Below are 14,634 nucleotides of genomic sequence, written 5' to 3' on the forward strand. Positions count from 1 at the left end.
TGGTAACTCATCAGATAAATTTTCTAACCAAAACCAAGCCAATTATTAATAATCAAATCACTTTTCGTCAAGATTTGATGACATTTATCTGGATTGGGCTGATTAATCGGCATTTCTTGAGACAATTTTGTAAGTTTGGAACATGAAAATCAAAATATTGTCCTTTCTAGCACTTATATGTGTCATAAATATTGGAGGACAGGAAGTAAAGGCCCAGAGAAAAGGATTCTGGCAGCAGAAGGTTGACTATACAATGGATGTCAACGTGGATGAAAAGGCTTATCAATATGATGGAAAAATGGCTTTGAAATATAGCAACAATTCAGGCCAATCCTTAAAAAAGTCTATTTTCATTTATATTTTAACGCATTCCAACCAGGATCAATGATGGATTACCGGTTGAAAAATATCAGTGATCCAGATAAACGGATGGTATCAAATATTGGCACCAAAGAAAAACCAATATTGCAAAGCCGTATCGAAACGTTACAACCAAACCAGATCGGTTACCAAAAATAAAAAGCCTCAGCATGAATGGGGCCAATACAAGCTATAAGATTGATGGAACCATACTAGAAGTCACCCTGCCCACTGCGATCCAGGACGGGGAAACAGCTAATTTTAATATAGAATGGACCGCACAGGTACCTGAACAGATCCGGAGGTCAGGTCGCAATTCGGCAGAAGGCGTGGCGCTTTCTATGGCACAATGGTATCCGAAGATGGCACAATTTGATGAATTCGGTTGGCATCTCGATGAATATATCGGCCGTGAGTTTATAGCTCCTTTCGGCAACTTTGACGTCACTATACACCTCAATAAGAATTATGTTGTCGGTGCATCAGGTGTCCTTCAAAATCCAGATGAGGTAAAAGGCTATCAGGCAAAAGCCAAGGTAAAAGCCAGCAATGGTAAGGCTGCATGGCATTACAAAGCCCAAAATATTCACGATTTCGTTTGGGCTGCAGATCCCAAATTTGTTGTAGACTCAGCAGCTAGCAAAAATGGAATCAAAGTGTATACGGTTTACCTTCCTACGGACAAAGAGGTTATTTCAAATTGGAAGACAGCCTTGGGTCTATCTACCGAATTTTTGATTTTTGCAGTGCTAAGTTTGGTACGTACCCATGGCCAACTTACACCATCATCCAAGGCGGTACGGTGGTATGGAATATGGCACAGCAACCTTGATTACTGGAGGCCGTAATCTGAAAAGCCTTGTTGGTGTAATTTTTCACGAATCTGCTCACTCCTGGTATCAACATTTATTTGGAATCAATGAAACAGTAGATGAGTGGTTTGATGAAGGATTTACTTCCTATGTGGAAGAATTAGCCATGCAGCATCTCTTCGAAAAACGGGGCGCCATTGCATCGAATCCGCTTATCGATGCCTATCGGGCTTATTATAAATTAGCGCTCTCAGGCAAGGAAGAGCCGATGAGCCTGCTTGCGGATTATTACAATACAAATTATGGGTATAGTAATGAAGCTTACAATAAGGGTGCTGTGCTAGCGGAGCAATTAGGCTATATTATCGGTCAGGAAAATCTAGAGAAAACCTTTTTGAAATTCTACGACATCTGGAAATTCAAACATCCGACACCGAATGATTTCAAACGTGTTGCTGAGGATGTATCCGGAATAAACCTGAAGTGGTATTTCAATTTGTTCATCAATACAACACGCCAAATTGATTATGCAATTGGCAATGTAACTGATTCAGAAATTCAACTGCTCAATAAATCAAACTTTGCGATGCCACTCGATATACTTGTAGAATATCAAGATGGAAGCAAAGAGCTATTTTACATCCCTTTACGTGAAATGCGCGGTGAAAAACCAGAGGAAAATTTTGAAATCTATAAAGGTATAAAACGCACGATATTGAAGGATTGGTTCTGGACAAACCCTGAATATAAAATTTCAGTCAATAAGGCTCCAAAACAATCACAATAGATCCATCGCTTCGACTTGCGGATGTAGAATCAGCGAACAATAGCCTCACACGCTAATTCAAATGCTAAAAAAATTAAGCATCTATAAACAGATTGCTGTTCCTTTGATGAGATCATAAAAATCATAAAGAGCTGTATCTTACTAAAAACATGATACAGCTCTTTTATTATACCTTCAACGGAATGACCATATTCCAGGTCCGTTCAAACTGATAAGATTCAGTCCCATCTCCTGTAGCCGCAAAAAGATGTGTCGGTCTTCCATTTTCAAATAGTAAAAATGGCCGTTCAAAATTGGCTTGATGGCTGACAGTACCATCATTCCAACGGATCGTCTTGGAATAAGCTTTGACGGCTTTTGACAGATGCCAATCGATTCCATCTTTCGAATATGCATGGATGCCGCCGCCCTCTTCCCCACAGATTTTACCATAGCGGTCTTTCATAATCAATTCAAAATGCTGACCATTATGCCATACGAAAGGATCTTCCACATCATTTTCATGATTTTGATCGGTATGGAAAGAAAAAATAGGTTTATCAGACAAACGAAGATATGGCCCCAAGAACGAATCAGCTTGCGCCGCACCCAATAGCAAAGGGGATTATAATTCACAGGTGATGATTTATAGATCAGATACACCTTTCCATCGGGCAAAACAACCGGAGAAGGATTGGATGTTATAGAAGCGTCCCACTCGCCTTGCCTCGGATTCAAAATGGGCTGATCGACGCGCTTCCAAGGACCTGATATCGACTTTGAATAGGCCATTCCAATACGTTTATGCATCCAGGCCTTCTGTCCCAAACCCGATTCCCAAACATTATCGGAATAACCAGGATTGGGCTCCTCATAATTGTTTCCAAAATAATAAAGTACATAATAGTCACCGTTTTTAACGATCCGGGGATTGTGGGTTGTACAACCATCAAAATACTTTTTCCCACGGGCAGGCAATACCACCTCAACAAATTCGTAAGGCCCCTCGGGTGTATCAGCAATCGCACGCACGACTTCGGAATTGGTCACCCAATTACCAAAGCCATATTTTTGCTCCAACGTGATGCAAACATATGATATCTACCATCTTCCCCTTAATCACTGAAGGATCCCATATCCAATAATCTGCCATAGCGAATCCACCTCCTTTGGGAGCTGGGAGCAACTTATCGATAAATGCTTCTTCATACCGATTATCCACCGCAAATCCTTGCTGTGAAAGCAGTAGCATACTCGATGCTCCAATGACATTTTTCAGAAAGTCACGACGGGAAGATATTTTCATAAGATTGGTTTTTTGATTATGTAAAATGAATCTGACCATCAAGATAGAAAATAACTCCTTTGTTTTCAAACTCTTTATCTCCTATTTTTAAAAGACGATTTCTAAAAATAACCCCATTCAACATCGACCCTACATAACACTGGGTTTTGCTCGCCAATAAAGAATATCCAAGAGGATAGGGGAAACGGCTCACCAAATGGAAGAAAAAATATGAATAAACGCCGAAGTTGGACCAGTCTTGGTATATTTGTGCCCATGATTTACATCCATATCCCATTCTGCAAACAGGCTTGCCATTATTGTGATTTCCATTTCAGTACTTCACTGCAATACAAGACCGAAATGGTTAACGCCCTTTTGCGAGAAATCGAACTTAGGTCTCCTTATTTGGAAAACAGAAAAGTTGAATCCATCTATTTTGGTGGTGGGACACCCTCCCTCTTAGAGGCGGACGAAATCTCAAGGATCATTGATGCTGTTGCCAAACAATTTGACATAAGTGATCATGCTGAAATTACGTTGGAAGCTAATCCAGATGACCTCAATGCTGCAAAAGTAAATGCATTAAGATCAACTCCCGTGAATAGGTTCAGTATAGGGGTACAGTCTTTTTTGAGGAAGATCTGAAATGGATGAATCGGGCACATACCAGACAGGAGGCATCCGCAGCAATCATGCGTGTACAGGATGCAGGATTTGAGAATATCACCTGTGATCTTATTTATGGCTACCCCTTGTTGACCGATGAAAAATGGCGCTACAATATGCAACAACTGATCGATTTTGCGATCCCCATATTTCTTCCTATTCAATGACTGTGGAAGCTAAAACAGCACTAGATCATTTCATCAAGAAGGGCATGAGTCCGGCCATTGATTCAGATCAGGCGGCCGATCAGATGAACCTGCTGATCGAAACATTGAAAGGTGCGGGTTATGAACAATATGAAATTTCCAATTTTGCTAAAAATGGTTTATATGCACGTCATAATACAAACTATTGGAAAGGCAAACATTATCTAGGTATCGGCCCTTCAGCCCATTCATTCAATGGTCATTCCAGATCTTGGAATATCGCCAATAATGCCAAGTATATCGGTTCCATACAGACCAACCAGCTTCCCATGGAGATCGAGCATCTATCTGTTCGCGATCAGATTAACGAGTGTATTATGACCTCACTGCGCACCATGTGGGGCTTGATCTGCAGCAGGTAGAAAAGAATTTTGATTCCTCCGTTAGAAGCAAAATAATGGAAGATGCCGCACCATTTCTCGAGCAGCAACAATTAATTTTAGACGACAATAAATTAAGATTAACAGATTCTGGTAAATTAATGGCAGACCATATCATGTCTGAATTATTTATTATTGAAAATTAACAACAAAACAGCCTAAAAAATTATCAAAACAACAATAGCAAGCGTATTTTTATTTCAATAATTACGAAAATTAAAATCAAATCACTTTTTTAGCGCTGTTTATACTATGTTTGCAACATAATCTATTATAAAAATATTATGTTACATAGTCCTTCTTTTGATGTAGAAATCAAAAGTTACAGAGAGCAGCAGAATGCATCTGTTGAACTGATTCAAATCATTAGTAATCTTTGGTATAACCAGGCCGTTGAGCTCGTTCTGTTCAGAGAGCAGCTTGTTGATGAAAAGTAAGTGTGATCCTCAACCACCTCCGGGAAAGTACTATCCTTACCGGTAATATACTGACCATATTTGATCTATTGAATGTTGCCCGTGTATTGGAAAAATCAAACCTGGCTCCGCCCGAATTGATATCGGTAAACTTGCAACAAAAGCCACCACCGACCAGATCAATGTAGAGGATTTGTCTTCTTTTATTTTCAGTGAATTAGAGGGAATCGCCAAATGGCAGGAATTAACACCCCGAGATGTTGTGCTCTATGGTTTCGGTCGTATTGGTCGCCTGCTGGCACGCGAACTCATTAATAAATCGGGGTCTGGCAAGCAACTTCGTCTACGGGCAATAGTCACCAGAGACCCCAATGATGCCAAATCATTGTTAAAAGGGCTGCTCTCCTGAAAAGCGATTCTATACATGGGGAATTTGAGGGTGAAGTTTATACAGATCCTGAAAAAATGCGCTAATTATTAATGGTATCACGGTCAACATCATCTCTGCTAAGCAACCTGAAGATATTGATTACACAGCATACGGCATCAATAACGCATTGGTTATTGATAATACAGGTGCCTTTCGTGATGAAAAAGAACTTGCACGCCATTTAGCCTCTAAAGGCGCTTCGCAAGTATTGTTAACAGCACCTGGCAAAGGTGTACCCAACATTGTTTACGGTGTAAACGAAAGTACAATAGATCTGGAGAAACACGCTATCTTTTCAGCCGCTTCCTGTACCACAAATGCTATTGCGCCAGTTTTGGCCGTCCTCGAAGAGAAAATAGGTATCCTGAAGGGCCATATAGAAACGATCCATTCCTATACAAATGATCAAAATCTGGTGGATAATATGCACAAAAATCCAGAAGAGGTCGTGCTGCGGCCTTGAACATGGTCATTACGGAGACTGGGGCAGGAAGCGCTGTTTCAAAAGTACTCCCGACATTAACAGGCAAACTCACTTCCAACGCAATCCGCGTACCTGTCCCTAATGGGTCATTAGCAATATTAAATTTAGAATTGACCTCCGCCATATCTTTGGAACAAATAAACACACTCTTAAAAACGAGTGCATTGGAAGGCAATCTTGTCGAACAGATTAAATTTTCAAGCAATGATGAGCTTGTATCTACCGATATTATAGGCACAACAGCTGCTGCTGTCGTTGATGGACCAGCAACCATCGTTTCAGCTGATGGTAAAAATATTGTACTCTATGTGTGGTATGATAATGAGTATGGCTATTCCCATCAAGTTATGCGTTTATCGCGGCATATCGCAGGTGTCAGGAGATATACGTACTATTAAAATCCAATTTTCAATATAAAAATAGGGTATCCAAAATGATCGGATACCCTATTTTTCTTTACTTTCGTTCGTCTACGCTTAACGTCTTTTTTTTCAGCTATTCAATTCCAGACTAGTTTGCTTTTACCTTTGGAGTAGCTTTATTTATATTTTTATAAATTGGCATTCTTCAAATATTTCATGATAATGGGTGTTGCTCCCGCTTTTTGCTGTACATATTGGCGGGCGGATTTCGCTGCCTCTGCACGTTTTGATTGATCCTGTAATAGTTCAAAAGCATCCATAAGCCCCTTACTATCCGCAAATGAAAAGCCTCCCCCTGTTCGATCAGATCTTTCGCTTCCTGAAATTTCTTAAAATTGGGGCCAAACAAGACAGGCATTCCATAGGTTGCCGCTTCCAGTGTATTATGTATCCCTACACCAAATCCGCCGCCGATATAGGCGACCTGACCATAACCATACAAAGAAGACAAAAGTCCAATATTGTCTATGATTAATACCTTTGCTTCCGTTAAAGTTGCCCTGTCATATTCCGTCATTTTTGAAAAACGAAGCGCCGCAGGCCACAGATTTAATATGCTGACAATATGTCCTCATTGATCTCGTGTGGCGCTAAAATCAGCTTATATTCTTGAAACCGTTGGAGCAGTTCTTTCAATAATTTCTCATCCTCAGGCCAGGTACTTCCAGCCACCAAAACAGGAGCTGTTTCCACAAAATCCGCTATCAGCGGTATTTCTTTTCGAACCTTAGGCAGGTCAATCACACGATCAAAACGTGTATCGCCTGCTAATCCCGCATTTCTAATTCCATATTCTTTCAACAAACGCACGCTTTCCTCATTCTGAACAAAGAAATAAGTCACAAAGCCCAGAATTTTCAGAAAAAAAGCACCATAAGCCTGAAAGAAAATCTGTTCCGGTCTAAAAATTGCCGAAACAAGAAATAATGGAATAGACCTGCTGTGTAAGCCTTCAAAATAATAATACCAATATTCATATTTTGTAAAGACTGCAAATGAGGGGTTGATCAGGTCTAAAAACAGCCGTGCATTCTGAGCCGTGTCATAAGGTAAATAGAAAACATGATCCGCCAGATTGGTATTCTTTCTGATCTCATAGCCCGAAGGAGAATAAAATGTTACAATTATTTTATGGTCTAAATAATTATTTTTACGGCCTCCAAAACAGGTCTTCCCTGCTCAAATTCGCCCAATGAAGCGAAGTGAAACCAGATATGTTTTTGGCTAGAGTCAACCGATTGTTTCATCCGCAAATACCAGTCTTTTCGCCCTGTTACCATAAGGCGTGCTTTGGCATAAAAAGGGGCCAAAATACGCAATAAGAGTCCATAAAGAAAGATTCCAATTGAATAAAGCAAACGCATGTTGTAAAAATAATGTTTATCTTAGTCAAAGATATCAAACCCATTTCATTAATAAGGAACCATTGAGTGGAAAATAAACATCGCAAACGGATTTTGATCACTGGAGCAGCAGGCTTCCTTGGTTCCCACCTTTGCGATCGCTTTATTGCCGAAGACTACGATGTTATCGGGATGGATAACCTGATCACTGGAGACCTACAGAATATCGCACATTTATTTAAGCTGGAAAATTTCGACTTTTATCATCACGATGTTTCGAAGTTTGTGCATATTCCAGGGATTTGGATTATATCCTCCATTTCGCTTCTCCAGCCAGTCCAGTTGATTACCTCAAAATCCCTATTCAGACACTCAAAGTCGGCTCCTTAGGTACGCATAATCTCCTTGGCTTGGCTAGGGCAAAACAAGCCCGGATATTAGTAGCATCGACCTCAGAAGTCTATGGCGACCCTTTGGTCTCCCCACAGTCAGAAGATTATTGGGGTAATGTTAACCCTGTCGGCCCCAGAGGGGTGTATGATGAAGCCAAAAGATTTCAGGAAGCAATTACGATGGCCTACCATAATGCACATGGGCTTGACACGCGTATTGTAAGAATATTTAACACCTTTGGTTCCAGAATGCGTCTCAATGACGGACGTGCCATCCCAACGTTTATAGCACAAGCGATTAGAGGCGAAGACATTACCCTTTTTGGTGATGGTTCACAGACACGGTCGTTCTGTTATATCGATGATCAAATCGAAGGCATTTATAGGTTGTTGCATTCAGATTGCATACAGCCCATAAACATAGGCAACCCCGATGAAATATCACTATTGCAGTTGGCACGGGAGATCATAGAACTAACCGGAAGTTCAAGTAAGATCAGCCATAAGCCATTGCCCATAGACGACCCTAAACAACGTAAGCCGGATATTGGTCTGGCGAAGACACAGTTGAATTGGCATCCCAAAATAGATCGAAAATTAGGCTTAGAAAAAACAATAGATTTTTACAGAAAAGTTCCTTTGGAAACTTTATCACATAAAGACTTTACATACTATAATCAAAAATAATGAGCAAAAAAATATTAGTCACAGGCGGAACAGGCTATATTGGTTCTCACACAGTTGTCGAACTACATCAGGCAGGATATATTCCTGTAATCGTTGATGATCTTTCCAATTCAAATATCAAGATATTGGATCAAATAGAAAAAATCATCGGGATTAAACCCGAATTTCATCAATTCGATCTTTGTGATGCCAATAAGGTAATTGAATTTGTGAAAAATAACAGTGATATTTCAGGGATTATTCATTTTGCGGCATCTAAAGCTGTAGGTGAATCCGTTCAAAACCCTTTAAAATACTACCACAATAATTTCTTCTCCTGATCAACATCTTGGAATCTTATCGGAATAAACCGATTAATTTTGTATTCTCTTCAAGCTGTACAGTTTACGGTGAACCGGACACTCTTCCTGTCACTGAAAGTGCTCCTGTAAAAAAGCAACTTCACCTTACGGAAATACAAAACAGATCGCCGAGGAGATTCTTGAAGAAACAGCGACTGCATACGATAACTATAACATTATCGCCCTGCGTTACTTCAATCCAGTAGGTGCGCATGAGTCTGCATTGATAGGCGAATTGCCAAATGGTGTACCTCAAAATTTACTACCATTCATTACGCAGACTGCGATCGGTAAAAGAGAAAAACTAACCGTATTCGGAGACGATTATGATACGCCGGATGGTTCTTGTGTCCGTGATTACATTCATGTGGTCGATTTAGCAAAAGCCCACGTCGCTGCGATCAAATTATTGGAAAAAGGAAACCCTAACGGTAAATATGATGTATTCAATGTAGGAACCGGTAACGGCTATTCAGTACTTGAAGCCATCAAAGCATTTGAGAAAGCTTCTGGTCAAAAATTGAATTATGAAATTGGCCCGCGTCGGGATGGTGATATCATCAAGGTATACGGTGATGTGACCAAATCAGCAGATCAATTGCATTGGAAAGCCGCATTGGGAATCGATGAGATGATGGCCTCTGCATGGGCATGGGAAAAAACCTGAAAGAAAATCCTTTGGATTAAATAGAAGCCCATTGAGCTCTACACTTAATATGACCGTCCAGGGAACTGAGACGGTCATATTTTTGATAGTAGTAAATTGGATTGTTTGCATCCTTTCTCTTCTTACAAAAACTACCTCTTGTTTGTGACGAAGCAAATCTGGGCAAAATCGGCTTATCTTTGTTAGCAAACCTACACAAAGAACCGCGTTAGGTGTTCTCTTCCGCACAGATCGAGAACCAATCCGTCTAAACCGAGAACACATGCGAGTGCCAAGAAAACCATTCAGATGCGCAAAAGAATATGTGCTGAGACAATTAAATCGCTTCGAGCGCGGAAGTGTTTGGATGGATGAGCAAAAGGTCCTATCCTATAGCGAGGTGAATTCATTGCCCGCCGACTGATTACTCTCGTCTAAGGAATAATACACTTCGGCACTGTACGAAGTTGCTTGGGCAGCCCTCGAGAACACTGCGGTCATCGAAAGAATATCATGAGCCTGGCATTGACACACTTCCGCAGTCAACACATACGCTTCACATGAGCAAGTGACTTAACCAATCAACCAATAGGATGTATTCAGTCCCCAAAAGATCAAAGACGAAGAGCAAGAAATTCGGTCAAAGCTCCAGGAGACCTATTGAGTGTTCAAAATAGCTACAGCGAGCGCTATGCATTCACTTGGGCAGAGCAAGAAATATCATCAGCACAGCATGAAACTTCATGAAAGGAGAACAGAAGCTCTTCGGCAGTGCTCACGAATTCTTCCTAAGCGCAAGCAAACATGGACAGCGACCATGTGTTTTCGATCTGGCTCCATTGGTTTTCGTCGGGGCCATTTCTATTGATTTCCGTACCTAAAGACACTAATCTCCCCTTTATCAAGCATCTAGCTGATTTTTGGGTAATTCCAAATTCATGCTAAATAACAATTGCAAGTCTGGCAATTTTCCTTGCCATTTCTTGTAAATAACTTAGGGACAAGTTCGCCCCAAGCTCGCAGCCCTCCCGACTTGTAAAAAACATACAGACACAGTGTAAGTACTTAAAAAGGTGGACTCAACGTGGACTCACTGTACACTCAATCTGCTTACAGTCCAAAGTTGGTAATAACTTGGTCTTAATTTGGTCCCTAGTAAAGGGTAGGGATGACCGAAGATCACTATTAAACTTGTTCAAGACAATCTTCCTTTCTATCGATTTAGTTTTCTGTCTTTATTTTCTACAAATGAGGAGACTGTCTTTTAGAGACAACTTTCGAAATTAGCTTTGCAGACAGTATTTTACTGATTATATATTATAGTTTTAATACAACTTAACAGATAACTTATCACTAGCAGAAACTATCAAATCGTTTAAAATACAATTTATCAAATAGGCTGAATGACCAAATGAGGACATCCTATAATTTACTTTGTAGACGATATTGTCTAATAAAATTTTTTCATATCTTGTTGAATATTTTTGTATTTCACCCAATGCAGGTTCTTCATACCCAGATTTAAGAAGAATTTGAAGTGAAGACCGAACCTCTTCAATCAGCTTATTCAAGTTATCATCAGCGATAAAAAGACCTTTACCACTTCCTTTAACCTTATTTTTCATAAGATAGTTATTCAGCCATGAATATAAGTACATGGATACTTCTTCAGTTAAATGATATGTAAAGTTATTACATTCAATGGTTGAAATCTTTTTCATTTTTATATTCGTAAACTCTGTTAGGTAGTTAATAAACTTGTTCAAATGGAATAAAAAATGTCTCGGGTTCATAGTCGTCTTCAATCATAAGATACCCCTTTAAATAAAACAGATAAGCTATGGAATACTTTGCATTTACCAATGCAGAATAGTTAGGTTTGACTATCATTTTCTTTTGATTACCTATTCGATCCAAAAACTTGTCAGCTAAAAAATCAACAGATTTAGCACTATCTAAAAGAATCGTTGCATCCTGCTGATAAATACCTTCTTGCCCTACTATTTTCTTAATGGAATCTTCCTCTTGAGGTTTAGTGAGGATATCATAGAAAAACCTATTAAATTTGTCTCCTGTATCTACCTTCTCATTAAAAAAATTTCTAAACCACATGACTGGCCCTTTAAATAACTTTCCATTTGTAGTTTTTCAAAAACTACAATTGTAGCTATTCGTTCAAAAAACATATCATTATCTTGACTCAACACATATTCCTGAATACTGATTTTTTTACCATACTTCTTCTCAATACTCTTAACTGCTTTTACACTAATATTCTCCTTTTTTTTGTGATTCGAGGTTGGCATTTCCTTTTGTCTGTCCATTTTTACATGAAACAAGATTTAAGAAGAAACCCAAGGCCATTATAAATCTGATCATTTCACTTTGTTGTAAAATTTGTAGATTAAGTTTGGCGGATTCTTTAATAGATTTGGATCTACTTTTTCTTTCCGTATGCGTCTCTTAATGGTAAGCTGTATATTTTACGAATAATATTTTCGTTGGAAATAGCTCTAATTTCTATAGGATTTCCTGCATTACCCTCATTTGAATAGTCCTTCATATTACCAATAGCATAATCGTACTTGTAACACATTTCATTGGTAAAAACTGTTAGCGATGTTTTCACTAAACAAGCTCCTTATCCGAAATATATTCCATCAATATACCGGCTTGGTCACCAAGTTTCTTTTTCAAACGTTGCATTGATTTTTGATTGCATCAGGAGTAACGCCCAAAACATTAGCAACCTCTCTATTATTTAAACCCATTTTCATAAGCACAATCACCCTCAGGTTAGATTCAGTAATATCCGGAAATTTAGCTTGAATATCTTGCAACAAGTTCGGAAACTCCTTAGCAAGCAAAAGCTTAAATTCCTGCCATTTCTCATCCGTTATAAGATGGGACTGCAAAAGTGTTTTAAGTTCATCTCGGTCTTTGACACTTGTCTCCCCATTGCATCAAGCATCGAAGAAAGAAGATCGATCTGTTCATTGTTACGCTTGAGATAGACCATATACTCCTCGAGCTGATTTTGGAACTCATCAATTCCTTGTCCAATTCGGCTTTAGTATACTTTAGATTCAACAATTGGTATTCATATTCCCGCATACGCTTGCGTGAACGGTATCGAAATGCATTATAAATAAAAAGGATAATACCACTACAAACAAGCTCAATATCACCCACAATCTCGTCTCAGCGCGCTTCTTTTTGATGAGTGCCTGAGCCAATGATAGTTTATCAGCATATTTTTGTTTGTCAGCCATAAATTTCAATTGCGACAAAACGGGGTCTCCGTCCAGAAATCGCAATGAATCCTGAAGTTGTTCAATACGCCGACGTGCGTTTAATTCTTGTTTCAAATCGCCATTTTGAATAGCAAGATTCAACTTATGCCCTTCCAGCTCCAGTATTGTTTTTTTGTCATCAGCTCCTTCCAATAGATATTCGGTCTCCTTGATCATTTGACGGACTTCCGATTTGCTCCCATAGAAATACACAAACGAATCCGCATCATTAAAGCAAAAATGGTATTTTTATTATTACCCAGCGATTTCGAGATTTCCAGATCTTTATCTAAAAGTGACAATGCCTTCTGATAATCTTTCATTCCCTCATAGATCCGTGCCTGGTTGCCCAAGGTCTTGGCATAGCGAAGAGAATCCTTCTCAGAAAGCGCCAGATTTTGGGCAATCTCAAAATTTTTCATCGCCTGTGCCGTATCCCCACCACTTTTTAAAGTCAATAAGCCAAGGTTGTCCAAAATCTCGGCTTTAAGTTTTGGAGAGATGCCTTCTTGCTGCTGACCGAGTTCCAAATACTTAATTCCCGTTCTATAGTCGCCCAAAGTGCCGAAGAAATAACCAAGCCTTTTGTAAGTATGCGTAAGATCTAACACCAGATCCTTTGGTATTTCCTCTAAGCCCTTTTCACCCTCTAATAGTAGAGGAAGTGCCTCCGAAGCTTTTAGACATCTATACAGATAAAAACCATACATCACCTTTACCCAAGCTTTGACATTCTGATAATTATAATCCTTTTCCAGATCAAGGGCCTTTAGGTAGTATTTGTCACTAAAGCTATTTCTTTCACCTTCATTGTCGAAAGACTGATCCGCTAACAAACAGTAATAAATTGCGAGCAATGCATTGTCATTTTTCCGAATAGCCTGATTGAAATATGGGGTTAGGTATGTGCTCAAAGCCGAACTAGAAGTCTGATACTTCTGTGATTCCCGGATAATTGTTTCATAAAAATTCTTCTCCTCCGCCGAGGAATTGGAATCCATGATATCCATTCCAAAAACGGCGCGACCGGGAATTATTGTTATAAAAAGTAGTATAATAAAAAATCTCAGCATACCGGTAGAAGTCGAATTTCTCACTAAAAATAAAAAATAATTTTAATTAAATCAGTATACACTAAAATCACCATACAGATAAAGACAGAAATACACTGATCCGATAAAATAAATCATTAGGCGGATATTCCCAGACATCTTAAATATCACTAGAATGAGGTATCATGCCCATGAGAGCTAAAATCATAAATGCGATTTGGTGTAATCGCTTTAGTCAATACAACATCGTGTTCATTTCGATCCGCGATTCGTTTGATTGGATCAAAAAAGATAATCCTACACGTTGGGTTTCTAACGGACAAAGTGCAAAAAAACGATCATAAAATCCTTTTCCATAACCTACTCGATGACCATCAACATCAAACACCAATAAAGGAACCAGAATAAAATCAATAACTGACGGGGACACTTCTACTCCTGAAACAGGCTCCGGAATTCCCCATTCATTTGTCTCAAAAACCGTCTGATGATCAAAAATATAATGCTGCATAGAATAGTCCGAAAAGTTTGAGCGGGATACGACCAAGATGATCTTCGGAAAAATTCCCTCACATAATTTATGATCGGATAAGTGTCGGGTTCATGATATTTTTGAATAGGTAGAAAAACATGCAAATAGCTAACCTTTG

Annotated in this window: 22 protein-coding genes and 4 pseudogenes; 13 read left to right on the forward strand and 13 right to left on the reverse strand. The window is 39.2% G+C overall.

What is annotated here, in order from left to right; translation table 11 throughout:
* The first annotated feature begins 142 nt into the window (after window positions 1-142).
* From KUH03_RS16415 to KUH03_RS16425, 3 genes are all read left to right on the forward strand, one after another.
* Window positions 143-388 (forward strand): hypothetical protein, encoded by a 246-nt coding sequence (locus tag KUH03_RS16415; RefSeq protein WP_257094844.1) that lies wholly within the window; start codon window positions 143-145, stop codon window positions 386-388.
* Between the two features lie 142 nt (window positions 389-530).
* Window positions 531-1,208, forward strand: a complete 678-nt coding sequence (locus KUH03_RS16420; protein ID WP_257094846.1) for a hypothetical protein — start codon at window positions 531-533, stop codon at window positions 1,206-1,208.
* Window positions 1,168-1,959: a M1 family aminopeptidase gene (locus KUH03_RS16425; protein WP_257094848.1), complete on the forward strand. Its 792-nt coding sequence runs from the start codon at window positions 1,168-1,170 to the stop codon at window positions 1,957-1,959. The genes KUH03_RS16420 and KUH03_RS16425 overlap by 41 nt, the downstream gene beginning before the upstream one ends.
* A 166-nt stretch (window positions 1,960-2,125) precedes the next feature.
* Here KUH03_RS16425 and KUH03_RS16430 read toward each other — a convergent pair whose 3' ends face one another.
* The 3 genes from KUH03_RS16430 to KUH03_RS16440 are packed head-to-tail and all read right to left on the reverse strand — an operon-like array spanning window position 2,126 to window position 3,244.
* Window positions 2,126-2,452, reverse strand: coding sequence for a hypothetical protein (locus KUH03_RS16430; protein WP_257094850.1), 327 nt, complete (start codon window positions 2,450-2,452; stop codon window positions 2,126-2,128).
* A complete protein-coding gene (locus KUH03_RS16435; RefSeq protein WP_257094852.1) occupies window positions 2,407-3,018 on the reverse strand; it encodes a glycoside hydrolase family protein in 612 nt (203 codons plus the stop codon). The genes KUH03_RS16430 and KUH03_RS16435 overlap by 46 nt, the downstream gene beginning before the upstream one ends.
* Window positions 2,993-3,244: a hypothetical protein gene (locus KUH03_RS16440; RefSeq protein WP_257094854.1), complete on the reverse strand. Its 252-nt coding sequence runs from the start codon at window positions 3,242-3,244 to the stop codon at window positions 2,993-2,995. The genes KUH03_RS16435 and KUH03_RS16440 overlap by 26 nt, the downstream gene beginning before the upstream one ends.
* Before the next feature lie 255 nt (window positions 3,245-3,499).
* Here KUH03_RS16440 and KUH03_RS46035 point away from each other — a divergent pair, with 255 nt between their 5' ends.
* The 8 genes and pseudogenes from KUH03_RS46035 to KUH03_RS16465 all read left to right on the forward strand — a co-directional run bounded on the left by KUH03_RS46035 (window position 3,500) and on the right by KUH03_RS16465 (window position 6,206).
* Complete coding sequence (locus KUH03_RS46035) at window positions 3,500-3,871, forward strand: radical SAM protein (protein ID WP_306429752.1); 372 nt, start codon at window positions 3,500-3,502, stop codon at window positions 3,869-3,871.
* Between the two features lie 5 nt (window positions 3,872-3,876).
* Window positions 3,877-4,059, forward strand: a complete 183-nt coding sequence (locus KUH03_RS46040) for a hypothetical protein (RefSeq protein WP_306429610.1) — start codon at window positions 3,877-3,879, stop codon at window positions 4,057-4,059.
* A gap of 2 nt (window positions 4,060-4,061) precedes the next feature.
* On the forward strand, window positions 4,062-4,460 hold the full coding sequence (locus KUH03_RS46045; RefSeq protein WP_306429611.1) for a hypothetical protein: 399 nt from the start codon (window positions 4,062-4,064) through the stop codon (window positions 4,458-4,460).
* Window positions 4,436-4,624 carry a hypothetical protein gene (locus tag KUH03_RS46050; protein WP_306429612.1) on the forward strand — a complete coding sequence of 63 codons (189 nt, stop codon included), beginning with the start codon at window positions 4,436-4,438 and terminating at the stop codon, window positions 4,622-4,624. The genes KUH03_RS46045 and KUH03_RS46050 overlap by 25 nt, the downstream gene beginning before the upstream one ends.
* A 138-nt stretch (window positions 4,625-4,762) precedes the next feature.
* On the forward strand, window positions 4,763-4,915 hold the full coding sequence (locus tag KUH03_RS16450) for a hypothetical protein (protein ID WP_257094856.1): 153 nt from the start codon (window positions 4,763-4,765) through the stop codon (window positions 4,913-4,915).
* Window positions 4,916-4,917: 2 nt separating this feature from the next.
* Complete coding sequence (locus tag KUH03_RS16455; RefSeq protein ID WP_257094859.1) at window positions 4,918-5,082, forward strand: hypothetical protein; 165 nt, start codon at window positions 4,918-4,920, stop codon at window positions 5,080-5,082.
* A 5-nt stretch (window positions 5,083-5,087) separates the two neighbouring features.
* The gene (locus KUH03_RS16460) at window positions 5,088-5,303 is read left to right on the forward strand and encodes a hypothetical protein (RefSeq protein WP_257094861.1); all 216 of its coding nucleotides are present in this window, start codon (window positions 5,088-5,090) and stop codon (window positions 5,301-5,303) included.
* 355 nt (window positions 5,304-5,658) lie between these two features.
* A pseudogene (locus tag KUH03_RS16465) lies at window positions 5,659-6,206 on the forward strand (hypothetical protein).
* A 178-nt stretch (window positions 6,207-6,384) separates the two neighbouring features.
* On the opposite strand, the gene KUH03_RS16470 reads toward KUH03_RS16465, so the two are convergent.
* Both KUH03_RS16470 and KUH03_RS16475 read right to left on the reverse strand, forming a co-directional pair.
* A complete protein-coding gene (locus tag KUH03_RS16470; protein ID WP_257094863.1) occupies window positions 6,385-6,747 on the reverse strand; it encodes a hypothetical protein in 363 nt (120 codons plus the stop codon).
* Window positions 6,748-6,779: 32 nt separating this feature from the next.
* Window positions 6,780-7,594 (reverse strand): annotated as a pseudogene (locus KUH03_RS16475) (3-deoxy-D-manno-octulosonic acid transferase).
* 66 nt (window positions 7,595-7,660) lie between these two features.
* On the opposite strand from KUH03_RS16475, the pseudogene KUH03_RS16485 reads away from it, so the two are divergent.
* Together KUH03_RS16485 and galE are read left to right on the forward strand one after the other, a co-directional pair.
* Window positions 7,661-8,652 (forward strand): annotated as a pseudogene (locus KUH03_RS16485) (UDP-glucuronic acid decarboxylase family protein).
* Window positions 8,652-9,680, forward strand: a pseudogene (galE, locus tag KUH03_RS16490) (UDP-glucose 4-epimerase GalE). Before KUH03_RS16485 ends, galE begins: the two co-directional pseudogenes overlap by 1 nt.
* Before the next feature lie 1,284 nt (window positions 9,681-10,964).
* Here galE and KUH03_RS16495 read toward each other — a convergent pair.
* From KUH03_RS16495 to KUH03_RS16530, 8 genes are all read right to left on the reverse strand, one after another.
* On the reverse strand, window positions 10,965-11,264 hold the full coding sequence (locus KUH03_RS16495) for a hypothetical protein (RefSeq protein ID WP_257094867.1): 300 nt from the start codon (window positions 11,262-11,264) through the stop codon (window positions 10,965-10,967).
* A 124-nt stretch (window positions 11,265-11,388) separates the two neighbouring features.
* Window positions 11,389-11,751 (reverse strand): hypothetical protein, encoded by a 363-nt coding sequence (locus KUH03_RS16500; protein ID WP_257094868.1) that lies wholly within the window; start codon window positions 11,749-11,751, stop codon window positions 11,389-11,391.
* Window positions 11,718-11,963, reverse strand: a complete 246-nt coding sequence (locus KUH03_RS16505; protein WP_257094876.1) for a hypothetical protein — start codon at window positions 11,961-11,963, stop codon at window positions 11,718-11,720. Before KUH03_RS16505 ends, KUH03_RS16500 begins: the two co-directional genes overlap by 34 nt.
* A 113-nt stretch (window positions 11,964-12,076) precedes the next feature.
* Window positions 12,077-12,235, reverse strand: a complete 159-nt coding sequence (locus KUH03_RS16510; RefSeq protein WP_257094878.1) for a hypothetical protein — start codon at window positions 12,233-12,235, stop codon at window positions 12,077-12,079.
* Between the two features lie 97 nt (window positions 12,236-12,332).
* Window positions 12,333-12,554: a hypothetical protein gene (locus KUH03_RS16515; protein WP_257094880.1), complete on the reverse strand. Its 222-nt coding sequence runs from the start codon at window positions 12,552-12,554 to the stop codon at window positions 12,333-12,335.
* Window positions 12,555-12,725: 171 nt separating this feature from the next.
* Window positions 12,726-13,109, reverse strand: a complete 384-nt coding sequence (locus KUH03_RS16520; RefSeq protein ID WP_257094882.1) for a hypothetical protein — start codon at window positions 13,107-13,109, stop codon at window positions 12,726-12,728.
* On the reverse strand, window positions 13,106-13,942 hold the full coding sequence (locus KUH03_RS16525; RefSeq protein WP_257094884.1) for a tetratricopeptide repeat protein: 837 nt from the start codon (window positions 13,940-13,942) through the stop codon (window positions 13,106-13,108). The genes KUH03_RS16520 and KUH03_RS16525 overlap by 4 nt, the downstream gene beginning before the upstream one ends.
* Before the next feature lie 277 nt (window positions 13,943-14,219).
* Window positions 14,220-14,531: a 5-formyltetrahydrofolate cyclo-ligase gene (locus KUH03_RS16530; protein ID WP_257094886.1), complete on the reverse strand. Its 312-nt coding sequence runs from the start codon at window positions 14,529-14,531 to the stop codon at window positions 14,220-14,222.
* Window positions 14,532-14,634: the final 103 nt, after the last annotated feature.

This window comes from Sphingobacterium sp. E70, assembly GCF_019285695.1.
Taxonomy (GTDB): Bacteria; Bacteroidota; Bacteroidia; order Sphingobacteriales; family Sphingobacteriaceae; genus Sphingobacterium; species Sphingobacterium detergens.